The organism is Flavobacterium sp. CFBP9031, assembly GCF_034044945.1.
Classification (GTDB): Bacteria; Bacteroidota; Bacteroidia; order Flavobacteriales; family Flavobacteriaceae; genus Flavobacterium.
Genome location: NZ_JAXCWF010000012.1, coordinates 99,746 through 120,527 on the forward strand (window position 1 = coordinate 99,746; position 20,782 = coordinate 120,527).

General features: G+C 32.7%; 24 protein-coding genes. 8 read left to right on the forward strand and 16 right to left on the reverse strand.

The annotated features are described in order from the left end of the window. The 6 genes from SOM12_RS19055 to SOM12_RS19080 all read left to right on the forward strand — a co-directional run bounded on the left by SOM12_RS19055 (nucleotide 1) and on the right by SOM12_RS19080 (nucleotide 4,196). Nucleotides 1-714 (forward strand): hypothetical protein, encoded by a 714-nt coding sequence (locus SOM12_RS19055; RefSeq protein ID WP_095930093.1) that lies wholly within the window; start codon nucleotides 1-3, stop codon nucleotides 712-714. A 4-nt stretch (nucleotides 715-718) separates the two neighbouring features. Then, entirely contained in the window at nucleotides 719-1,477 is a 759-nt protein-coding gene (locus SOM12_RS19060; protein WP_095930092.1) for a hypothetical protein, read from the forward strand. A gap of 97 nt (nucleotides 1,478-1,574) precedes the next feature. Further along, entirely contained in the window at nucleotides 1,575-2,066 is a 492-nt protein-coding gene (locus SOM12_RS19065) for a hypothetical protein (RefSeq protein ID WP_095930091.1), read from the forward strand. 62 nt (nucleotides 2,067-2,128) lie between these two features. Next, a complete protein-coding gene (locus tag SOM12_RS19070) occupies nucleotides 2,129-2,764 on the forward strand; it encodes a hypothetical protein (protein ID WP_141248149.1) in 636 nt (211 codons plus the stop codon). A gap of 47 nt (nucleotides 2,765-2,811) precedes the next feature. Further along, on the forward strand, nucleotides 2,812-3,507 hold the full coding sequence (locus SOM12_RS19075; RefSeq protein ID WP_095930089.1) for a hypothetical protein: 696 nt from the start codon (nucleotides 2,812-2,814) through the stop codon (nucleotides 3,505-3,507). Nucleotides 3,508-3,509: 2 nt separating this feature from the next. Next, complete coding sequence (locus tag SOM12_RS19080) at nucleotides 3,510-4,196, forward strand: hypothetical protein (protein ID WP_141248148.1); 687 nt, start codon at nucleotides 3,510-3,512, stop codon at nucleotides 4,194-4,196. A gap of 119 nt (nucleotides 4,197-4,315) precedes the next feature. Here SOM12_RS19080 and SOM12_RS19085 read toward each other — a convergent pair whose 3' ends face one another. Then, nucleotides 4,316-4,714 (reverse strand): helix-turn-helix domain-containing protein, encoded by a 399-nt coding sequence (locus tag SOM12_RS19085; protein ID WP_095930087.1) that lies wholly within the window; start codon nucleotides 4,712-4,714, stop codon nucleotides 4,316-4,318. 204 nt (nucleotides 4,715-4,918) lie between these two features. On the opposite strand from SOM12_RS19085, the gene SOM12_RS19090 reads away from it, so the two are divergent. Continuing rightward, a complete protein-coding gene (locus SOM12_RS19090; RefSeq protein ID WP_172426907.1) occupies nucleotides 4,919-5,095 on the forward strand; it encodes a hypothetical protein in 177 nt (58 codons plus the stop codon). A gap of 141 nt (nucleotides 5,096-5,236) precedes the next feature. Here SOM12_RS19090 and SOM12_RS19095 read toward each other — a convergent pair whose 3' ends face one another. The 9 genes from SOM12_RS19095 to SOM12_RS19135 form a co-directional block, all read right to left on the reverse strand. Next, nucleotides 5,237-6,364 (reverse strand): aspartyl protease family protein, encoded by a 1,128-nt coding sequence (locus tag SOM12_RS19095; RefSeq protein WP_320494906.1) that lies wholly within the window; start codon nucleotides 6,362-6,364, stop codon nucleotides 5,237-5,239. Nucleotides 6,365-6,388: 24 nt separating this feature from the next. Further along, entirely contained in the window at nucleotides 6,389-7,174 is a 786-nt protein-coding gene (locus SOM12_RS19100) for a polysaccharide deacetylase family protein (RefSeq protein WP_250837598.1), read from the reverse strand. Between the two features lie 114 nt (nucleotides 7,175-7,288). Next, nucleotides 7,289-7,789: a 4'-phosphopantetheinyl transferase family protein gene (locus SOM12_RS19105; protein WP_320494907.1), complete on the reverse strand. Its 501-nt coding sequence runs from the start codon at nucleotides 7,787-7,789 to the stop codon at nucleotides 7,289-7,291. Next, entirely contained in the window at nucleotides 7,786-8,040 is a 255-nt protein-coding gene (locus SOM12_RS19110; RefSeq protein ID WP_320495005.1) for an acyl carrier protein, read from the reverse strand. The genes SOM12_RS19105 and SOM12_RS19110 overlap by 4 nt, the downstream gene beginning before the upstream one ends. Before the next feature lies 1 nt (nucleotide 8,041). Continuing rightward, nucleotides 8,042-9,310, reverse strand: a complete 1,269-nt coding sequence (locus tag SOM12_RS19115) for a beta-ketoacyl-[acyl-carrier-protein] synthase family protein (protein WP_320494908.1) — start codon at nucleotides 9,308-9,310, stop codon at nucleotides 8,042-8,044. Next, the gene (locus SOM12_RS19120; RefSeq protein WP_320494909.1) at nucleotides 9,307-9,744 is read right to left on the reverse strand and encodes a 3-hydroxyacyl-ACP dehydratase FabZ family protein; all 438 of its coding nucleotides are present in this window, start codon (nucleotides 9,742-9,744) and stop codon (nucleotides 9,307-9,309) included. The genes SOM12_RS19115 and SOM12_RS19120 overlap by 4 nt, the downstream gene beginning before the upstream one ends. A gap of 11 nt (nucleotides 9,745-9,755) precedes the next feature. Then, complete coding sequence (locus tag SOM12_RS19125) at nucleotides 9,756-10,808, reverse strand: type III polyketide synthase (protein ID WP_320494910.1); 1,053 nt, start codon at nucleotides 10,806-10,808, stop codon at nucleotides 9,756-9,758. Continuing rightward, the gene (locus SOM12_RS19130; RefSeq protein WP_320494911.1) at nucleotides 10,805-11,518 is read right to left on the reverse strand and encodes a methyltransferase domain-containing protein; all 714 of its coding nucleotides are present in this window, start codon (nucleotides 11,516-11,518) and stop codon (nucleotides 10,805-10,807) included. Before SOM12_RS19130 ends, SOM12_RS19125 begins: the two co-directional genes overlap by 4 nt. Beyond that, nucleotides 11,519-12,646: an NAD(P)/FAD-dependent oxidoreductase gene (locus SOM12_RS19135; RefSeq protein WP_320494912.1), complete on the reverse strand. Its 1,128-nt coding sequence runs from the start codon at nucleotides 12,644-12,646 to the stop codon at nucleotides 11,519-11,521. 172 nt (nucleotides 12,647-12,818) lie between these two features. Here SOM12_RS19135 and SOM12_RS19140 point away from each other — a divergent pair, with 172 nt between their 5' ends. After that, nucleotides 12,819-13,175 (forward strand): hypothetical protein, encoded by a 357-nt coding sequence (locus SOM12_RS19140; protein ID WP_320494913.1) that lies wholly within the window; start codon nucleotides 12,819-12,821, stop codon nucleotides 13,173-13,175. Nucleotides 13,176-13,423: 248 nt separating this feature from the next. Here the strand turns inward: SOM12_RS19140 and SOM12_RS19145 are convergent, their stop codons facing one another. From SOM12_RS19145 to SOM12_RS19170, 6 genes are all read right to left on the reverse strand, one after another. After that, nucleotides 13,424-14,113, reverse strand: coding sequence for a CPBP family intramembrane glutamic endopeptidase (locus SOM12_RS19145; RefSeq protein ID WP_320494914.1), 690 nt, complete (start codon nucleotides 14,111-14,113; stop codon nucleotides 13,424-13,426). A 76-nt stretch (nucleotides 14,114-14,189) separates the two neighbouring features. Beyond that, complete coding sequence (locus tag SOM12_RS19150) at nucleotides 14,190-14,780, reverse strand: Crp/Fnr family transcriptional regulator (RefSeq protein ID WP_320494915.1); 591 nt, start codon at nucleotides 14,778-14,780, stop codon at nucleotides 14,190-14,192. Nucleotides 14,781-14,933: 153 nt separating this feature from the next. Continuing rightward, the gene (locus SOM12_RS19155) at nucleotides 14,934-15,455 is read right to left on the reverse strand and encodes a PPC domain-containing DNA-binding protein (RefSeq protein ID WP_320494916.1); all 522 of its coding nucleotides are present in this window, start codon (nucleotides 15,453-15,455) and stop codon (nucleotides 14,934-14,936) included. A 6-nt stretch (nucleotides 15,456-15,461) separates the two neighbouring features. Further along, nucleotides 15,462-16,973, reverse strand: coding sequence for a glycosyl hydrolase family 32 (locus SOM12_RS19160; RefSeq protein WP_320494917.1), 1,512 nt, complete (start codon nucleotides 16,971-16,973; stop codon nucleotides 15,462-15,464). Nucleotides 16,974-17,444: 471 nt separating this feature from the next. After that, nucleotides 17,445-19,625, reverse strand: coding sequence for an HAD-IIB family hydrolase (locus SOM12_RS19165; protein ID WP_320494918.1), 2,181 nt, complete (start codon nucleotides 19,623-19,625; stop codon nucleotides 17,445-17,447). A 163-nt stretch (nucleotides 19,626-19,788) separates the two neighbouring features. Further along, nucleotides 19,789-20,688 carry a carbohydrate kinase family protein gene (locus SOM12_RS19170; RefSeq protein ID WP_320494920.1) on the reverse strand — a complete coding sequence of 300 codons (900 nt, stop codon included), beginning with the start codon at nucleotides 20,686-20,688 and terminating at the stop codon, nucleotides 19,789-19,791. Nucleotides 20,689-20,782: the final 94 nt, after the last annotated feature.

Sequence of the window (20,782 nt, forward strand, 5' to 3'; positions counted from 1 at the left end):
ATGAAAAAAACAATTCTTTTTTTAGCACTTATTATATTATATAGCTGTAATAACACACTGGATTTATCAACAGTTGAATTAGGAAACAAAGCTGATCAATATGATTTAGAAAGCAATAAAAATCTTGAACACAATACTCTTAAAGGCCATTATGAATGGAAAACTACAGATGGAAAAAATACACTTGTAACAATAGATAATGGAGAAATAATAACCAACTACCATGAAATTAATAAAATAAAAAATCAATTCAACTATTCAGGAATTCCTATTGATTCAACATGGGATGTGAAGATTGTCATCTACAAAGGAGAAATTGCCGAAGTCAATGCTCGTTTTGCAAAAGAAAATGCGTTTTTGTTTTTAGGAAAAATATTAAAAAAACTTGGAAATCCTTCAAAAATCAATTTTGATACTGCGACCATAAATAATAAATCTGATCGAGAGATTTATTTAAAATTACAAAAGTTTTTTCCAAAAGAAACAAAACTTTATAAACCAGAAGGAATTGTAGAGGAGGATTTCACTTATCCCAGAGATATTATATGGGATAAAGATAAAGTCTTATACATTGTAAATATTATTATGGATAGCGAAAATTTTAGTGTTAACTACAGACCAATGACTAAGAAAGCATGTAAAGATCGAGTACTCTATCCTCCGCCTTTACCAGAACAAAAAGATAACATTCCTTTTTATGAATATTTAAAGTAAAAAAATGTCAATAGGAAGTACGATAAATAATCCTTTCTACGAATTATATCCTAACCTAAATTGTTCAGGAATAGTTTTAATTAATGACGTTCCTGTATTTAGCTTTCTTGGTAAAGACACTAAAGACGGAATATTAGATGGCTCTGTTCCTATAAATCATGTGGTTTTGCAAAGCGGAAAATACAACGTTGTTGGAAAAATATTCCCTAGGTTTGGGCAAAAAACTTTAACAGAAAATGATGGAATGGAAATCAGTTTTAATGTATCCGATATTGATAACTGGAAAGAAACAAAACAAAGCTTTTTCCCTCAATTAAGTACACCTGAAGCTTCATTTGATAGAAACAACAAAGTTACGAGTCCATTAAAAGGTCTCCCTTATTTTGAAATTAAAACAGAAATTGAGATTGAATTACCTTTTGTCTTAGATGGATGGCAAAATTCTATCGACTTAACAAAACTAGATGAAACTGTTTTGAAACAAAAAGTTATAGAATATTATACTCAACTTCATGCTATTTTAAAAGAACATAACGCATCTAAATTTCTAGAGCTATCAAGAGAAAAAGAAGAGTTACAAACTAAAGCATTTTATTTCAATTCGATTAGAAAACAAGAAATACGAGATAGTATTATAAATTTATTTAATAAAAACTTAGAAGTACTTCCTTTGAATCCGGACGAATTGAAATTAGAAATTTTTGGTTATGGTAAATTAGTTTCATTGCTTCGAATTGATGGGGGGGTCAGCACTTCAGTTTAAACGAAATATTGCAGAAGGAGAAAGAAATATCGAGTTAGAGGTTAAGCTTCATGTTAGAACTTTAGAAAAAGGATTTAGTATAATCTAATATAGTTTTATGAATAGACGAAAATTTATAATAAATACAGGATTAGGAGGATTAGGTTTATACTTTATCCCTTCATTAGTAAGTTGCTCTAATAAAAAAGTAAACCTGAATACTATTTTGGGACAATCAAATTCCTTGTTAGATACATTTGAATTTTTAAATAAAGAAGGAAATAAGAATTTTGGCTATTACCACTTTGCAAAAGATGATTTGATAATAGAAAACTATGAAGGGAAAGAAGCATTTATTTTTTATAAAAACGGAAAAGTTATTGGGTACACTTTACAAATTGAAGGGAACGATTTTTATGAGGAGAATATAGGCTTAATTTCAAAATCATTAGGAAAATTTAAAATCAATTTTAAAAATGATTTTGGGCAAGAAGTACAGTGGAATAGCTCTGGAAAAATAATAAAATTAAATGTCAATAATTTTAAAGATATTCCTAAGCTATCTTTTTACAGTGAGTTTATAGATAATAATTCAGAATTAATTATTTAATGAAAAATGTTATCAAATTACACGTTCTATTCATTTTACTACATAGTTGCACTTCGAAAGAAATGAAACCTGATGATATAAAAAACATTCAGGAAATATTTAAAATTAAAGGCAATGTAAAAGAAATTCAAGAAAAAATAGTTACTGAAAATTTTTATTATTTTTCAACAACAACTTTTGACAGAAATGGAAATCCTATCGAAACAATACAATATGACAAAAACGGAAAGATAAAAAGTAGCGATCCATGGATTAAATTAACAGATGAAGAATTGAAACAGATAAAAGTTAAAAAAGAGTATGATAATCAGCAAAGACTAGTAAAACAAATAGAGTATAGTAATTCTGGAACAATTGAAACAGAATTTAGATATAATTCAGCTGGTAAAAAATCAGAAGAAATTAGAAAATTTGGCGATAGGAAAATTCAATCATTATTTGATTCAAATGGTTTTTTAAAAGAATTTATAATATCAATTTTAGAAGACAATAAATTTTATGAACAAGGTAGAGAAAAGTATATATACAATAAAGGATATTTAATTGAAAAACATAGTTATAACAATCAAAATGAAAATAAAATTTCCAGTAAAGAATTATATCAATATGATAATGTTGGAAGTCTAATTAAAACAACAACTTATTATCATGACAGCAATTTACCAGAAATAAAAAACCGCAAAATTATATACTATTAGATGTTCTAATTATTTAAACGATAATTCAGAGCAAAAATTAAAATCTTATGCAAAAAACAAGTATGCTTTTAATGATATTGTTTTTCATATCCTGTCACAAAGATCAGCCAAAAAAAGATTTGGCAAAAATTACTTTTACTGAAAAGTACGATACTTTTTTTGGAGATATTCCTAATGAATATATAGAAAATAGTTCTATGATAGATTATAATTTTTTTGATGTCTATGGCTCACAATCGGAAGATGTGCTTAATTTTAACGGAGTCGATTTGAGTGGATATAGAAATAAAAAGGGAGAATTTGGAACTAATACTATAAGTTTTGAATTTTCGAAAAAAGATAATACATTAAATTATTATCATATAATATTGTTCTATAATAAAAATATAAAACAATTAATCAACACTTTAAAAAACAGCATAGGCAAACCTGTTTATGTGGATAAACTTTTATCTGAACCAAAAGAAATTGAGCCAGATGCTTTATTATGGGAAGATAAGGAGAATTACTACTTATTACGAGGAGTAACACAAAACACGTCATATTTTGATGCATTTAAAAAAAACAATCTAATAATTCGAAGACATAAATTCTCAGCAGGACCTTTTCAATATTATGGTGATTATCTAGATTATCTCGACAAACAAAATAAAACAAGTAAACAAATTTCGTATTATCAATATGCAAAAATCATGGAAAGTGAAGGGGATGATTATAAGATAAAAAGTTATGTAAAACCTTGATAATGTTAAAAAAAATAATCACATCAACAATTATTTGCATTTTAATGCAAAGTTGCAACTCACAGAAAAAAGATTTAGCTCAAATTAAATTACCAACAAGTAAAAGTACTTTAATCAATAATGAAATAGATCAAAAAAAACAGCCATTTATCTATGACCCTAATCTTACTGCTTATGAGTATAAAGATTCTGAAATGTTAACTTACGATAATAATGATTTATCAAACTCAATAGACGAAGATGTTTCAGCAACTTACAGCGGAAAAAACTACCTCAATCTATTAGTCAATGAAAAGACAAAAAAAATAGAAGGATATCAATTTCATACCTATACAAAACAAGAAAGTGAAAAATTATTCAATTCTCTTAATAAAAAATTGGGGTTACCTAATTATGATGATAAAGATAAAATTGATCGTCATGTTGTTTGGGAGGACGAAAATGAAATTTATGTTTTTAATATTGGTTATAATGCTATAATACAAAATATAAAAACTGATGAAGTTAATTTAATTGTGCTAAATAATCAACTGGACAATTTAATAATGTATATAAACAGTACAACTTATTATGAAGCTTATCTTAAAGAAAGAAAAAAGAAAAATTTAAATGTAAAAAATTACAGTTATTCGGTTTTTGCAAAAGAACAAAGCAATAAGGGAAATAAATATTATTTAAAAGGAATTTAAGAATTATAATAATGAGGAAAACAACACTTTCAAATGATCGTCGTATTAACTATATTTATCATAATCATAAAAAAAGCCCTGAATAATCAGGGCTTTGTTCTTTTTGCATATTCGGTAAACTATCTTCCTTTCAATAATTTTTCCAAATATTCCACTTTATCTTTTTCAGCTTGTACTAACCTTTCATATAACTCAACAACTTTATCAAGAGGATTAAATGTCGGCTGATACTGAATATTTGAATTCATAGATGCATTATCATTATTATTGATTGTATTTCCAATAATATTGAATATCGCTTCTTCTGAAAAATTCTTGATTGCTTCCACACTTACGCCTAAGGCTTTTGCAACTTGGATTAATTTTTCTTCATCAACATTTTCACTATTCTCCATAGCTGAGATTGCCTGTTGATTTGTTCCCAAAGCTTGTGCAAGGGCTTCTTGTTTCATGTCTTTTAGTTCACGAATACGGCTTATTTTTCGCCCGATATGATTTGATTTTAGTAATGTACTCATAGCTCAAAGATAATAATTAAGAATAAAAAAATAGAAAATGTATCCTACATTTTGGTGCTGTAAAATACCAAATCACCTTTTTGTCTGACTTAACAAAAATACAATTTTTCAGACAGAAAAAAAGCCCTGATTATTCAGGTCTTTATTCATTTTGCATATTCAGTAAATTATTTTCCTTTTAAAAATTTTTCTAAATATTTTATTTTGTTACGCGAGGGAGGGGAAGCAGAAGAAATCTCCGAAACCGTTAAAAAGTGGAAAGAAAATAACGAACTGCAATTGCCTAAGTTTGATCCAAAACGAGTAGAAGAATTAAAGGATAGCATTAAATATCCAGATAAAGGAAGTTTTGATCCAAATCGGGATAATACTATGTTTTAAACTGAAAAGGCTGTATGTTTTTCAAGTATAGTTTTTAATTATTTAAAACTTCTAAGTATTTAATTATGAAATAAAAAAAGAATCTAATTTAATGGATTTGTTTAAATTAGATTCTTTGAGTTTTACAATAATTATGATTCTTTATGAACTTTCAGTATAAGATTCATTCCATAGCGAATTTGGTTTCAAGTAAACTTTATTTTCCTGAAAATCCAAAATGGTATTAAATCTTTTTAAAACTTCGCTACCAAGAATATGGGTTTTAAATCGTGCCGGATTGTTTGCTGTTAGTAATTGTACGGGAACATCATTTAGACATAAATTGCCTAAGTAAAGTTTTTCGTTTTTCACGGTCACAACTGGAACTTCTTCGCCTTGACCATTTTTTAAAATTACTTTTTTAAGAACAGGTAAACTTTCTGTTGGATATTGCTGTTCTTGTACCATTTCTTGATCAAGCATTACGGTACGCTGATAGCCATTATCAAAAAGAAAACGGCCTTTATAAGCTGTATTTTTTATTTGAAGTTTTCCTTGAACGCAAAACAAAGTATGCGTAAATTCCATATCCAATTTTGTGTACTCTTTGTTTCGTTTGGACAACTTAGAATGAATTATAAAAAGCTTTTTATCATAATCGATTTCTACTATTTTTCCATCAAATATATTCCAACCAAAACGGCCCACAGTTCCTTGTCCAGAAAGCTCTACAGGATAAATTTCCTGATCTTTCCAGATTTGATTTCCAAGTTGGAAACTATGTCCTTTTAAACTGCTTAATTTTAGCTGACTGATCATATCATTCGTTAAAAGAAAATCACTAGTTCCCGAATCAAATTTTAAATCGAGTGTTTCTTTGTCGTTTAATTTAACCTTGAAAATAATGTTGTTAAACTCTGAAAGAACAAAAGGAATTGTATCGTGTATTTCAGGTTTGAGTTTTGAAAAGTTTTGTAAAGACGGACATTCAATACGTGTATAACAGTTGTCGGTATTATTTAAAATAACGGCAAAATCAAACTTTTTTCCAGGCTTTAGTTTTATGAAGATGGAATCTTCATTGGTATAAAAAGTAACCGTTTTCTCTTTCGGAGTTTTATTGGTTACGTATAAATCTGGTTTTGCTTTTGAATCTAAATACCATTTCGTTTTTTCTTCATTATCTTCTTTTATATAACAGATTTTAGAAGAAGCTTTAATTACAGGATTTTTTACTTGGTCCTGAGAAACCGTTACGGCAGCCATCATTGAAATAAGATAAATCTTCATTGGTTATAATTTCTATTTTTTGGACTAAAGTTGTGGAGGAAGCAAATTGTCTAAATCTGAAAGTTTATAGAATTTAAGATCATTCAGTTTCATGTATTTGCAGATAAATTCTAAAGTTTCGATTTTCACCTGATAATTTTCTGTGATTTCTTTTACCGGTTTATGACCGCATAAAAGTAGAATTTTATTGTTCTTTTTGGCATAATCTAATAATTCTAATACATACGGAATACTAAAATGAATGTGGCTGTTATCGATATCAAAGGCAAATACAATTTTTGAATTATTAAAATAACTGTCTTGCTTTTCTGGAATTTCGCCTCCAAATGCTCTTCCTCTAATAATTTTGAAAAGAGGAGATAGTGCTTTGTCCAGCGAATCTGATCTTTCGCCATATGGATAAGCAAAGGAAGTAACGTTGAAAGACTTTTTTTTCATAGAAATAATCATCGGATCGATTTCCTGTTTTAGATATTCTTTGACGCTATATTTTTGAGTGAACTTAACGGCATTGTAATGATGATAACCATGTCCGGCAATCTCATGACCGTATTTTTGCATTTCGAGCAGTTTTTTAATTTCAGGAGCTCCAATCGAATCAATTCTGCAAACGTTAAAAGTTGCTTTCCAAGAATATTTTCGTAAAACTTGATCGGCTTCCGACCATTCGTCGACATAAGCATCATCAAAGGATAAAATCACACCCGCTTTATAGGCCGGTTTTGCGACTGGTTTTGGTTTTTTATTTTCACAAGAAAATAAGGTTAAGAAAAGTAAAAGCAATACCGTTTTTGTAAAAAGTATTTTCATAGATTTTTGCTTTCTGGTGAATATGAATTGAACATATAAAGAATCAAATATAAAAAATATTCTGAGCGACTAAACCTGATTTGTTTGGAATGAAACCACTAGGTGTTTGATAAATTAATTTTGTATCATAATCCTCTTTTCAAAACGCCCATGATGACTAATTGAAATATCTTGAAGCGCATTGGAAGAAATTTTCAAATACGGAATACCGTTTTCGTCTTTTACAATTTCTTTATTTTCAACTTCAATAACATTTTTTAGATCTTTAAAATTGGCAACAGCAACCGTATGAATACTTTCTAGAGACAAAATAGTTTTGGTGTGATAAATATTTTTATCGCAAACTACTTTCCCGCATGAATTATTTATGTCTAATGCTTCTATAAAACAAACAAGCTTTTTGGGACTAAACTCACGAATTTTGGTCTGACGATTATAGATTTTATACGCAGCTTCTTTCATGCTCCATAAAAGCCAAACCATGATTTCTGGTTCATCATACTTTTTTATAAGCTGTTGCTCCTCGGCCGTGAAAAGCTTTTCTAGGAAACCTTTCCGTTGCCAATTGCTTTCTTTACGGGATAGAGCGAGATCTATAATGTCATTGCCAATCATTTTGCAGCAAGTTTGGTTTCGATGATTTCCAAAGCAGTTTTAACATCCAGCATTCGTTCCATATCGGCATTGTCAATTACGATGTCGAATTCTTCTTCAATATCAAGCACGATATCCACCAAATTAGCCGAATTTATATTGAGATCTTTAATGAAGTCTGTTTCTTCAGTTAAATTGTTGTACGCTTCTGTATTGGTAGCAAAAGGCTTTATAATTACTTTTAATCTTGCGGTAAGTTCTTGTCTATCCATTTTAATTTTCATATTTTTTAAATATTACGCATGCGTTTACATCGCCAAAACCAAAACTGGCTTTTGCAATTATTTTTGGGTTATTTTTAATAGTTTCTATAAGTGCCTTTGAAGGATCAATCAATGCAGCAATTTCGGGATGAAGATCAGAGCAGTTTTTATTTCCAAATAAAAAACCTTCATGAAGCTGTAAAACTGTTGCAACACTTTCAATACTTCCAGAAGCACTCAAACAATGTCCAGTTAAGCTTTTCAGCGAATTAATATGCGGAAAATCAAAACCGTTTCGTTCCAAGGCTTTAGTCCAGTTTTCAATCTCCAGACTGTCTTTTGTTGTTGCTGTTAAATGCCCGTTTATGGCATCAATTTCATTGGGATGGATTCCGGCATTTGCAATAGCAGTTTTAATACATCTTTGCACAGCTATACTGTTTGGAGCAGTCATGCTTCCGCCGTCGCGCTGTCCGCCCGAATTGACATTTCCACCCAATATTTCGGCATAAATAGTAGCGTTGCGTTCTAAAGCGCTTTCCAAATCTTCAATTACAAAAGCTCCTGCACCGCTTCCAGGAACAAATCCGGCAGCGGAAGCACTCATTGGTCTTGAACCTTCTTCGGGATTGTTATTATATTTAGAAGAACAGACACGAAGCGCGTCAAATCCACCCCAAATATAGGGACCGCTGTCAGAAGTGCTTCCCGCTAATATTCGTTTTGCTTGTCCAGATTGTATGCGGTCGTAAGCCATTAATATGGATTCAGTTCCTGTTGTGCAAGCCGATGAATTGGTCGTTACCTGATTTCCCAATCCGATTTTACCTCCAAGATAAGCGCTTACACCGCTGTTCATCGTTTGTGCAACAACTGTACTTCCTAATCTTCTGACTTGCAGTTCATCAATTTTATAAATGCTTTCACGAAATTTATCAATTCCAGAAGTTCCAGCTCCAAAGATGGCACCGCTATTCCAATCTGGATTTTCGTTAATAGGCAATCCTGCGTTGTTCCAAGCTTCCATACCCGCAATAACGCCGTATAAAATTCCTGTGCTGTTAAACCCGCGAAGTTCGAGTTCTGTAAAATACTGCGCTTTCAACTCTTCAGATATTTGCGGCTGACCTACAATCTGACAAGAAAATTGCAATTCTTCCAGCTGAGAATCATGACGAATACCCGAAATGCCATTTTGCAGCGCATGAGTAAACGCAGGAATTCCAACCCCATTTGGCGCTGCAACTCCAATACCTGTTATAACGACTCGTTTTTTCATAATCTTTTTGTTATCATTCCTGCCAGAACGCCTCTGCAAACTTCTTGTCCAGCTTCATTTTTCATGACCGCATTGCATTTTAATTTTCCAAAGCGAAAGAACAATTTCTCTGAAGTTACCGTTACTTTTTCATTTGGATACACGGGTTTTAAAAATTCCATATCGGCAGAAGTGAAGGCAATCACAGTATTTTCTCCCAATTCATTTCCCAACAAAAATATTCCCAAGCAAACCATTCCAATCTGAGCCATTGTTTCAGTTAGAATAACGCCTGGAGTAACCGGATTGTCTTTGAAATGGCCTTTGTAAAAATCAAGATTTTCTTTGAAGGTATACGTTCCAGTTACGCCATTTTCATCTGCGTGAAGCAATTCATCTACAAACAAAAAAGGTTCGCTGTACGGTAGCTGTTTTATAATATCATTTAATTCCATAAGCTTTTAAATTACCATTGCAATAAAACTCTTTGTGCCGAAAATCCTGGGCCAAAACTCAGCATTAAACCTTTTTCTCCTTTTTTCGGATTTCGATTCATAATGTTTTCTAAAACATACAAAACCGTAGCGCTCGACATATTGCCGTATTGTTTGAGAATTTCTTTAGTATCGTCAATATTTTTTTCCAATCCAGCAAAAAGCGATTCAACCGTTGTTACGATTTTTTTTCCTCCGGGATGAAAAATCATGTGGTCAATATCTTTAATTTCAAGATCATTCTGCTTTAAAAAAGGATGAATAATATCGCCAAAATGAGAAGCAATGGTATCTGGAACTTCAATATCGAGAACCATTTGCAGTCCGCCGTTGGTTAACTTGAAACCCATCATATGTTCGGCATCATAAAAATGATACATCTGTTCGTCGAGAATTTCAGGACCAGCATCTTCTTCTTTTGAAGACAATAAACAGCAAGCCGCTCCATCTCCAAAAATTGCAGCGCTTACAATATTTGGCATGGAGAAATCATCGAGCTGAAAAGTGGCAGTTGGCGATTCTACTGCTATTACCGCAGCACGTTTTCCAGGATTTGATTTTAGAAAATTCTTAGCGTAAATAATTCCAGAAATTCCTGCTGCGCAGCCCATTTCGGTTACAGGAAGACGAACAATATCTTGTCTTAATTTCATTTTATTAATCAGATAAGCGTCAAGCGAAGGAATCATAATTCCGGTACAGCTTACCGTAATAATATAGTCTAAACTCTGCGGATCCCAGCCTGTTTTTTCTAATGCTTTTTCGAGAACTTGATGTCCTAGAACAATCATTTCGCGGCTATAAATATCATTTTTTTCTTCAAATGAAGTAGCGTTAAAAACTTCCGAAGGTTCCATGATAGAATAGCGCTTGTCTACAGAAGCGCCTTCGAATATCTTTTTTACTTTTTTGATAAAACGCTCTTCCTGACCTTCAAGCCATACGTCTACAAGCGGAAGTATTTCTTCGGTCGTTCGAGAATATTGCGGAAGCTGTTTAACAGCCGTGATTATCTTTACACTCATATTTTAGTAATTATCCACTGGTAGCGAAAGGCCCATTTCCAGTTTATGGAATAGTTTTTTAGATTTAGTTTTTTGGAGAAATGCTCCAATTCGTTTTTTTTGAATCCTTTTAAAATAGAAATCAAACCATCGTTGCGCGACATTGTATTGAGATTGAACACAACGCTTATGAGCTCAAACAATCGATACGCAATTTTACTTCTATGAAGATCGTTTACCACAATTCCAATCGAGGCATTTTGGTTTAAAGTTTTCATTACTTCAGCAATTTGACTGGTGGTAAAATGATGCAACGTTAGCGTGCACAAAACAATATCGTATTTTAGCTGATTGAATTCTTCGCTAAAAATATCCATACAGCTATATGCTATGTTCGGGAAATCTTTTGAAAGTTTCGTGGCATAATCAATTGTAAAAGCATTGGCGTCGATTCCAATTAATTTGAACTTGAGATTTCGCTTTTTCCCATATTTGGCAAGCATTCTCAGCATATCTCCATTTCCGCATCCAATATCGGCGATGGTAATGGTTTGAGAAGTATCCGTCTTTTTTAAGAGTTCTTTTATGCCATGAAGCGTGAGTTTATTTCCGCCAAGCAATTGATTAATAGAAGCAATTTGATCTAACGCGCCAATAAGCTCTTCGCTTTGAAGCGAAAAATCATCCATTATTTCAATTTCTTCTGTTCTATATTTAGTGTTTACACCCATTTATTCAATTGTTATTGGTCGGCCATGCGTTTGTTTTATAATGAACGAAAGTAAAGCAGGAATTGATGCTGCAACGGTTGTCATGATATGAGTCAGATTTTTATGTGTCAGCGCTTTGGCTAAAATTCTACCAAAGAATAATCTTTTGCTAAAATGCTTTTTCCATTCTTTAATGTATTCTTTTTCAAATTCGCTTCTCGATTCTATTTTTCCATAATAAAAATCAAGTACGAGCTCAGAAGCTATTTTAGCGCTATGAATTGCCATTGCCATTCCGTTGCCGCACATGGGATGAATTAATCCGGCAGTATCTCCAATCATTAAAATGTGATTTTCGACAGGTTCTTTTTTATGGAATGAAATCTGACTGATTGTTAAGGGTTTTTCGAATAGGGAAGTGCTGTTTTCAAAAATCCCTTTCAATTTTTTATTTTTATAAAGCACCGATTTTTGGTACTCTTCGATGTTTTTGTATTTTTTGAAAGTATCAAAATCGGCTAAATAGCAAATATTGATAACGTCGTTTTCAACTTTTGAAACGCCGCAATAGCCGCCTTGAAAATTGTACAAAGCCACAAGACTTTCGTCAAAATTTCCTTTGTAATGTCCTTTTACGGCTAGCCAAGGTGATTTTTTAGAAATGAAATCTCGAGACAAAACCTGATCTATATTCGATCTTTTGCCGTAAGCGCCTAAAACTATTTTTGATGAAAGAATTTCTTCAGAAGTAGTTACAGTAAAAATGTCATTTTCAAAAGAAATATGAGAGACGTGATCGGTTATAATGGTACAGCCATTTTGGGTTGCTTTTTCAAACAAGAAATTATCCAATGCATAACGGCTGATTCCAAAACCGCCTAATGGAAGTTTAGTTTTTGCCGTTGTTCCGTTTTGGGCTGTAAATTCAAAGTTAGAAATACGGGTTGGCTGAAGTTCCCTAACATCTAATTCCAACCAAAATAAATATGGCAGGATTTCATTTGAGATATATTCTCCGCAGACTTTATGTTTTGGATAGGTGTTTTTTTCGATAAGAATCACCTTCAATCCTTTTTTGGATAAGTGTAAAGCACTTGCCAGACCAGCAAGACCGCCTCCAATAATAAGTACGTCAGGATTTGTTCTCATACAACCAATTTAATCATAAAAACTCAAATGATCTTACTTAATTTCATAAGAAATTAACAAAATTTCAACTTTTATTTTAAAATTTTACAATGAGTTATTATTAGAAAAAAATGGTAGAAAATTGATTTAAAAGATAATTTTTACTTTTGCAAAAAAATAGCGCATTAAATAAATGACAATACAAGATTTAGTAGGCACTTATTCCATTTCTGGAAGCAATCAGGACGAAAGTAATGAGATAACATACAAAGGTGTTTTGACGCTGACGTTAGATCAAAACAACCGCATAAAAGCAGATTGGATTATCAACTCGCACAAACAAAAAGGAACGGGTTTCTTTAAAGATAATATTCTGGTAATTAATTTCAGTTATAAAGGAGATGACCATAAAACCTATAAAGGAGTTGCGGTTTATAGATGCATTACAAAAGATGTTTTAGACGGATTTTGGTCGGAGAAACATGGAGATCCTTTGTATTTAGGAAGTGAACATTGTTTGAGAATGGAAACTACAGAACGATTAAATTAAGGGAGAATAATTTTTAAGTTTTAAACCATGGGTGTAAAGAACTTCGAGGAAAGATAAATTATAAAGTTGGTTTTCACATTTTTGTCATTTCGACCGAAGGGAGAAATCTCCGTTAGTAGCTCGACAAAGATTGGATTTTCGTTGCGGAGCTACTTGTGGAGATTTCTCCCTTCGGTCGAAATGACAATGATTGGGGTTATTTTATTGAAGATAAAGGTTCATTGAAGTCAAAGTTTAGGGTTTAAAGTCTATGTTGGATTTACTACAGTTTTATATTTTCTGTTATAAAGAATAATAAAACCAACCCATATTACTAATAACACAACGATTAAAGTAAGCTCTGTTTCATGCAAGCCATTACGGAAGAAATTGTTTAGTGAATGCACTCCTGCAACTGCCAATAACGATCCTGTAGAAGTATATACTTTTCCGATTCCCCAGCTTCCGAAGAAAATGATTCCGAAGAAAATCATATTGCTTGGTGTTATTTCGAAGTTTAAATGCCATGCAAACCAAAGTATCGCAATAATCAAGATAGAAGTAAATTTAGGAAGCGATTTTAATTGTTCTTGTAAAAATCCGCGCCAACCGATTTCTTCTAAAAGTCCGTAAGCCAAAACCGTAAACATTAATAAAATTGGGAATTTACCAATTGTAAAGTAATAAACACTTGCAATTAAAACCGCTGGAAGAATCCAATAAACGGCAAACGGAACTAGAGCATTTTTATAAATCCCTTTTAATGACATCGGATTATGAAGCGAGAATATTTTTATTACAGCCCAAGCTCCTAAAGCAGGACCAACACCGCGCAGCAAAATGGCTAAATACGGATTTTCTATTCCAGATAATAAATTGGTTTTAACAGCTGCATATCTGCAGATTACAGCAATTACATAATAAACTATAATAGCGCCAAAGTTGATTTTATTTTTCATCGTTTTAAATTTGTTTGGTTTAGTGAAGCAAACTTAGGGCACGAAAATGAAAATAAAATTGACTTTGGGTAAGAAATCATTTTTCCATAACTCTTTTTCGAATTCGGCTTAAACTTTCGGCCGTTAATCCCAAATAGGAAGCAATGATTTTAGGTGGCGTTCTTTGAAAAATTTCTGGACGTCCTTCTATAAGTTTTAAATAACGTTCTTGTGGCGAAAGTGTCAAAAGGTTTATTTGTTCTTGCTGTTTACGAACATAAAGCATTTCAGAAATAGCTTTTCCGATTCGCAAACCCGTTTCCGATCTTTGGTACAATTCATTTAAATCTTGATTAGAAATAGACCAAAGCGTTACATCTTCTAAAGCTTCGGTTTTAATAACAGACGGCTGCTGATTTAAGAAAGACATATAATCGCTAATAAAACTATTTTCGTAAAGAAGATTAATGCAAATATCTCTTTTGCCATCCCAAACAAATAGTCCAGCCGATCCTTTAATAATGATGTTAAGATATTTTTCGACACCGTGATAATCTTTTATAATTTCAGATTTGTCAAATTCACGAACTCTAATTTTTTCCGAAAATCCCGTCCAGATATTCATATCGGCAGTAAAATAATTTTCGAAAATTCTCTTTACATCTTCTGGAGAAGGACTATGTGGCATTTTTTAGAATTATCAGTTTGGAATGCCAATATAGGTTTTATCTTTCAAAATAAAAACAGCTTTATTATCCTGTTTACTTATATTTTTTGAGAAGACTGGTAAGACAACTTTGTCAAAGTTCTAAACTTTGACAAAGTTTAAGACGGCAAAAATCTACTTTAAACAAGGCAATTGTAACACATTTGCATTCAATGGCTGTTCTATTTTTCTTTCTAGTTTTTCAGGATTCACTGTGATATAAATTTCCATAGAACCCGTTCCTACTTTCAGTCCAAGAATATGACCGCCGTAAGCATCAAATTTATCATCGGTTGCAACTCCGTGCATATGTATTGAAGGTTTGTCGCCGCTCCAAGCAATAGATCCCGTAATGCTTCCCATTTCTACTTTATTGAAAGTTTTGGGGTGAAATTTCTTTTGGTTGAAATCATAAAATCCAAAAGTGGCATCTTGCGCAAAACCTATTCCAGTAAAATTTGCTGACGGAATATTTTGCTCTTTGGCTAATTTTTCAATTAGTTCCAAAACATTATCGCCTTCGCGAAGAACCATCAGATAACCTTGAGGTGTTCTGGTATAACGGCATTTTTCAGCATCTTTCTGTTGGGCATTAGCAAAATTAAGAGACATTAAAAGTATCAATGCCATACCGATTTTAAGGGGTTGTATATTCATAAGTATTTAAATTAGAGAATTGGGTTGTAATTCATTATCATATTTTTCAGGATCAGAAGCTGCGTATTCGTTTTCTGGTTCTGGAATGACATGAATTTTAGAATCGCTTATCGAAATTACAGCCGAACAGACATAGATTCCGACTTTTCCTTCGTTGTATTTAAAATCCAATAAAGTTAGTTTTACAATGTCATTTATCGAAAGTTCATAATAATTTCCGTAGCGGATAATTTTAAAAGAAATCTGTTTTTCGTCACTAATTTCAAACTGATTGGTTTGGATGTTTTCAAAGATAAAATTATTCTTCACATCCTTTTCATTAAATCCCCAAGCTCTAAACTGCACGAAGCCATTCATAAAATCAATCGAAATATAATAGCCCGTTCCTTCTTTATCACATTCAATTACAAAGCCCGTTTTTCCCATTCCTTCAACAGACAATGTTCCTTCCCAAACAAAATCATTTGATGGCTTTTCGAAACCATAAATTTCATAACCGCTTCGGCATCCAAATCGCCATTTGTTTTCGTTTTCCAAAACAAATTCTGCTGTCGGATTTCCTAAAATAGGTAAGGGAAGGGGCAGATCTTTTTGAAGTATGGTTTTCTGATACAGTTTTTGCCAATAATAATAGCTTTTCAAAAGAAGTCTTCCGCTCTTATCGACATCCAATTCTTTCGGTGGCGGAATCACACGATGCGTATTGACGTTTCCGTCTGCGAAATAGAAATTGTAAACCAAGAAATGTTTTCCATCTTTAACCACTCTGGCGGCATAGTTTCCTTGTGGCATTAGTACATTATTGTGAAATGCAGAATATTCTCCTCTAAATTCTGGCGAAGACCAATACCGAATTTTAATATCTTCTCTGATGGATCCCAAAAGATAATGCGTTCCTTTAATTTCAAAGACACACGGGCATTCTACATCATCATACACATACGGAATATGAAGCGGTTTTTGCAGCACATAACCTTCTTTTTCTCTTTGGGCTACACCAATACAGCCTCTGCGGTATGTTGGTCCAGAGGCGCTTCGGGCGCAGATTAGCAAATAATCTTCTCCTTTGTATTGGTATTTAAATGGGTCACGAAAGCTTATCCATTGACGCGGATTATTATTCTTGCCCTCATAATGTGGCGCTTCACTTTTAAAAGGAAGTCCGTATAGATTTTCTTTTTTCCAATTGAGTAAATCGGTAGAAATTGCTCTTCCTACTTTTTGTTCGATTCCTTTATCTTGGCGTTTAAGACCTGTATAATACATTTCATAACCTTCCCCGTCCGACTTTTTGCTGATATGCATTGTCCATAACATATCATCGTCCCATTCTCCGGGATCGCCAACAAATAAGGCATTTTTTACTCGTTTCCACGAAAGGCCATCTTTTGAAATGGCATGAGCGATATAATCGTGATTGGGAATGATTAAATGAAATAAATGATGGATTCCTTTTTCATCTATAAATACATCAACATCTCCAATTTCCCAGTTGCTAAATCCTGAACCTGAATACATTTTATTATTTATTTTAAACTGTTAGTATATTTTTAATTTTTTAAACACAAAGAATCATAGTTTTACTTTGAGTTAAAAAAGGCATTTTATTTAGTTAAAATGAACATAGATCTTTTAACCGTTAAACTTTGTCAAAGTTTTGAAAGCAAGAGTGTAAGGAACTTTAGTATTACACAGTAACCACAATCTTTGTCATTTCGACCGAAGGGAGAAATCTCCGCAAGTAACTCCGTAACGAAAATCCAATCTTTGTCGAGCTTCTCGCGGAGATTTCTCCTTCGTCGAAATGACAAAAATGCATAAACCAATTTTATAATTTATGTTTTATGTTCATTATACCCTTGGTTTCAAAACTTTGACAAAGTTGACCCTTGAGTTTGTTCTATGTTTGAAAACTAGTTTCTTTTTCTTCTCTTTAAGTCAGAATAAAACCTATGTTTCTATGTGTTTAGAATTTTTAACTCAACAATATTATTTTATAACTTTATAATGTTTTAAACCTTCCAAAATTCCTTCTGAAGCTGAATTTTTAGCGACATAAATATTTTTGGTCGTTTCGTAATCGGCAAGTTCAGAACTTCGATTTCCAACAATAATTCCTTTCACTGGACCTCTAAACATATCAACATCATTTCCAGAATCTCCTGCAGCAATTACGTTTCCTAAAGGAATCGACCATTTTCGGCATAAAAATTTAATAGCATTTCCTTTAGAAGCCCTTTTCGGAATAAAATCTAAAAACTGACCGTGACTCGGAATAATATTGACTTTGTACCAGCCTGTTCCTAAAATTTGAATTAACTCATCATGATTGTAATGTTCTTTATCATAATAATATGAGATTTTAAAAGGGTTTTGCGCTTCTTCTTCCTGTAGTTTAATCCATTTTATGCCTTTCAGTTTATTGACAATTTCGTCTCTTTTCCATCTTCCAGAGAGAAATTTGGCCCAACCTTTATCTAGAATATAATCCTTTCCGTTTGTATAATAGATTTCAGTTCCAACCGAACAGATAATGAAATCGGGCAGAGGAAATTCTTCTTCGTCAATTACTTTCTTTACGAGTTCCAAATTGCGTCCAGAAGCCATTGCAAAAGCCATTTTATCGGTTCGATTGGTTAAATGGGCTTTTAATTCTTTCAAACCTGGATTTGCAAGTTTGGGTTCTATTAATGTGCCGTCAATATCTGAAACCAATAAGTGATCGATTTTTCTTTTTAATCGGTCGATATTGATATTCGGATAATGCTGTTTTTTAATTCCAGCACCCGAAGAAAGGGAGAGGTTTTCTTTTACAAGATCAACATATTGATTGACGTGACTCAGCCAGCTGTAGTATTTCTGGATATTGATGGCTCCATTATTTGAATAATATTTCCATTTATTTTCATCGGTTAAAATATTACGAAGCGCTTTTTTAATCTGACTTTCTTCTTGCGGATTGACTAATTCTCCGTTTTGACAGACCGGAATAATTTCAGATGGTCCACCATTTTTAGTTACCACAACAGGAAGTCCAGAACTAGCCGATTCGATAACAGTCAAACCGAAGTTTTCATGTAAAGCTAAATTCACAAAAACACCTCTTTTTTCTGCAGCATAACGGTAGATAATTGAAACTTCATTTTCAACATCATGTTTCTTCGGAATGGCCATTTTTCCGTACAAATCGTATTTATCCATCAAAAGAAGCAGATCTGTTAAAACGTTCTTTTCAGATTCGGGCATTTTGGCAATGTCTTTTCGAATACCAGCAAAAATAACCAAATTGGCTATGCTTTGGAGTTCTTTGTCTTTTCCGTAAACTTCAATTAAAGTGTTCAAGTTTTTATGACGGTCAGGTCTTGAAAGTGCCAGAATTATAGGCTTGTGCGGATTGGTTAAAAATTTAGAAATGCTTTCGGCAACCCAATATTTTCGTTGCGCTTCTTCCATATGTTTGTCCGAATCGTTTTCTTGATAATAATAAGGAACAAATTTTCGGGTGTCAATTCCAGGAGAAATGGCGTGGTATTTTCCTAATTCGAAGTTTTTGTATGCTTTGTAGGTTTCAATTTCCTGTTCGGTAGAAGTAACAATAAATTCTGCAAGTTCTAATGTTCTTTCTTCGGCGGCGATTCTGGCTTTAAACTTGTACTTTTTTTCAAGTTCTTCTTCCGTTTCTCCGCTTTCAATTAGTTTTTTCTTTTTGTAGAATCCTAAAGAATGTCCTGTGTGTGCGAAAGGAATGTTTAAAACGGCTGATAATTCGGCTGCGGCATAACCCGCGTCTGCGTAGTGAGAGTGAATCCAATCTGGGAAAATATTGTGTTGTTTAATGTGTTGCATCGCGCCGTTCACAAAAGTATCAAGACCTTCCCAAAGCTGTTCTTTTGCTTTATACTTTTTCCCCAGAAACGGAATTCGCCTTATGTCTAGTTTCTCATTAATAATCTCTATAGGCACGGCGTATTCTGGCGAAAGAGCGGGATCATCTATTAATCTGGTAAAAAGATGAACGTGTTCTACATCTTCATGTTGCGATAAAAATTCTGCTAATTCGTATATGTATTTGGTCTGACCTCCGTTGTCAGCATCTCGACCGATTTCGAGACCAGAACCCTTCAAAAGTCCGTGTATATTGATAAGAGAAATTCGTAATTTTTTCATCATTCTTCATTAATTATTTTAAAAATGCAAGTTACAGCGCTTGTATCGATTAGGAAGAAATAATTACGTTTTAAATTTACATAGTTCCCATGTTTTTAATAGAAACTGTATGTTTTAAGTATAAAAAAAAGCCTGATTTTTTAAATCAGGCTATAGTTTTTTTCTTTTAATTTTTATTGATCAGATTTTCAATGTCAAAGATTGAAATTTCGGGATTTCCACCTGCAGATCCGGCGACCAAAGCGCCCGTCGCACAAGCAAAGTTTAAGGCTGCTTGTGGTTCTTTTCCATTTAAAAGTGATGTGACCAAAGCTCCTAAAAATGAATCTCCTGCACCAACTGTATCTTCAACTTTTATGGTATAACCTTCGTTTTCGTAAAGATGTTTATCCCATAAAAGTAAAGCTCCATTTTTTCCTCTTGTTACACATATAGCTGTAGCATTGGTTAAAGAGCAGATGAAGTTCATGTTTTCTTCTAAAGTATTGTAAGGAGAATCTAATGCAGCACTTATTTCCATTAGCTCTTCATCATTAAATTTGATGAAATTTGCTGCCTGCATTAAGTGTTGTAGAATTTCGTAATCATAATGTGGTTTTCGAAGATTGACATCAAAAACCTTATAAGTATGTGTGTGGAGTAATTCTTCTAATGCTTTTCTAGAGACTTCATCTCTGCAGACCAAACTTCCATAAATTAAAACATCTGAGTTTACGACTAATTCTCTCGTTTCTTCGTTTAGGATAATTTTGTCCCAAGCAGAAGGATAAAGAATCTCATAAGTAGCCGATTTGCTTTCGTCTAATGTTACATTTACCAATCCTGTCGGGAAATCATTAGATCTTAAAAGAGTGTTGGTTTCTAAACCTAGTTTGCTGACTTCGTTTATAATTTCCTCTCCATCTGCATCATTTCCTACACAGCTAATCATATTAGAATCAACGCCTAAGGCTTTCATGCGAAGCGCTACATTTAATGGTGCGCCACCAATTTTCTTTTCATTATCAAAAATATCCCAAAGTACTTCTCCGAAAGCGACAGCTTTTAGTTTTTTGTCGTTGCTCATTTTAGTTTTCTCTTATTTGTAAATATTAAATCGAGTGATTAGAGTTTCACACGATTTCATAAAAATAAAAAAGAATAACGGTTTCTGCAACCCA

Excerpts from the sequence above, each read along its gene's own strand:
- SOM12_RS19055 (WP_095930093.1), top strand. The coding sequence starts at position 1 with ATGAAAAAAACAATTCTTTTTTTAGCACTTATTATATTATATAGCTGT.
- SOM12_RS19060 (WP_095930092.1), top strand. The coding sequence starts at position 719 with ATGTCAATAGGAAGTACGATAAATAATCCTTTCTACGAATTATATCCT.
- SOM12_RS19065 (WP_095930091.1), top strand. The coding sequence starts at position 1,575 with ATGAATAGACGAAAATTTATAATAAATACAGGATTAGGAGGATTAGGT.
- SOM12_RS19070 (WP_141248149.1), top strand. The coding sequence starts at position 2,129 with ATGAAACCTGATGATATAAAAAACATTCAGGAAATATTTAAAATTAAA.
- SOM12_RS19075 (WP_095930089.1), top strand. The coding sequence starts at position 2,812 with ATGCAAAAAACAAGTATGCTTTTAATGATATTGTTTTTCATATCCTGT.
- SOM12_RS19080 (WP_141248148.1), top strand. The coding sequence starts at position 3,510 with ATGTTAAAAAAAATAATCACATCAACAATTATTTGCATTTTAATGCAA.
- SOM12_RS19085 (WP_095930087.1), bottom strand. The coding sequence starts at position 4,714 with ATGAGTACATTACTAAAATCAAATCATATCGGGCGAAAAATAAGCCGT.
- SOM12_RS19095 (WP_320494906.1), bottom strand. The coding sequence starts at position 6,364 with ATGAAGATTTATCTTATTTCAATGATGGCTGCCGTAACGGTTTCTCAG.
- SOM12_RS19100 (WP_250837598.1), bottom strand. The coding sequence starts at position 7,174 with ATGAAAATACTTTTTACAAAAACGGTATTGCTTTTACTTTTCTTAACC.
- SOM12_RS19105 (WP_320494907.1), bottom strand. The coding sequence starts at position 7,789 with ATGATTGGCAATGACATTATAGATCTCGCTCTATCCCGTAAAGAAAGC.
- SOM12_RS19110 (WP_320495005.1), bottom strand. The coding sequence starts at position 8,040 with ATGGATAGACAAGAACTTACCGCAAGATTAAAAGTAATTATAAAGCCT.
- SOM12_RS19115 (WP_320494908.1), bottom strand. The coding sequence starts at position 9,310 with ATGAAAAAACGAGTCGTTATAACAGGTATTGGAGTTGCAGCGCCAAAT.
- SOM12_RS19120 (WP_320494909.1), bottom strand. The coding sequence starts at position 9,744 with ATGGAATTAAATGATATTATAAAACAGCTACCGTACAGCGAACCTTTT.
- SOM12_RS19125 (WP_320494910.1), bottom strand. The coding sequence starts at position 10,808 with ATGAGTGTAAAGATAATCACGGCTGTTAAACAGCTTCCGCAATATTCT.
- SOM12_RS19130 (WP_320494911.1), bottom strand. The coding sequence starts at position 11,518 with ATGGGTGTAAACACTAAATATAGAACAGAAGAAATTGAAATAATGGAT.
- SOM12_RS19135 (WP_320494912.1), bottom strand. The coding sequence starts at position 12,646 with ATGAGAACAAATCCTGACGTACTTATTATTGGAGGCGGTCTTGCTGGT.
- SOM12_RS19140 (WP_320494913.1), top strand. The coding sequence starts at position 12,819 with ATGACAATACAAGATTTAGTAGGCACTTATTCCATTTCTGGAAGCAAT.
- SOM12_RS19145 (WP_320494914.1), bottom strand. The coding sequence starts at position 14,113 with ATGAAAAATAAAATCAACTTTGGCGCTATTATAGTTTATTATGTAATT.
- SOM12_RS19150 (WP_320494915.1), bottom strand. The coding sequence starts at position 14,780 with ATGCCACATAGTCCTTCTCCAGAAGATGTAAAGAGAATTTTCGAAAAT.
- SOM12_RS19155 (WP_320494916.1), bottom strand. The coding sequence starts at position 15,455 with ATGAATATACAACCCCTTAAAATCGGTATGGCATTGATACTTTTAATG.
- SOM12_RS19160 (WP_320494917.1), bottom strand. The coding sequence starts at position 16,973 with ATGTATTCAGGTTCAGGATTTAGCAACTGGGAAATTGGAGATGTTGAT.
- SOM12_RS19165 (WP_320494918.1), bottom strand. The coding sequence starts at position 19,625 with ATGATGAAAAAATTACGAATTTCTCTTATCAATATACACGGACTTTTG.
- SOM12_RS19170 (WP_320494920.1), bottom strand. The coding sequence starts at position 20,688 with ATGAGCAACGACAAAAAACTAAAAGCTGTCGCTTTCGGAGAAGTACTT.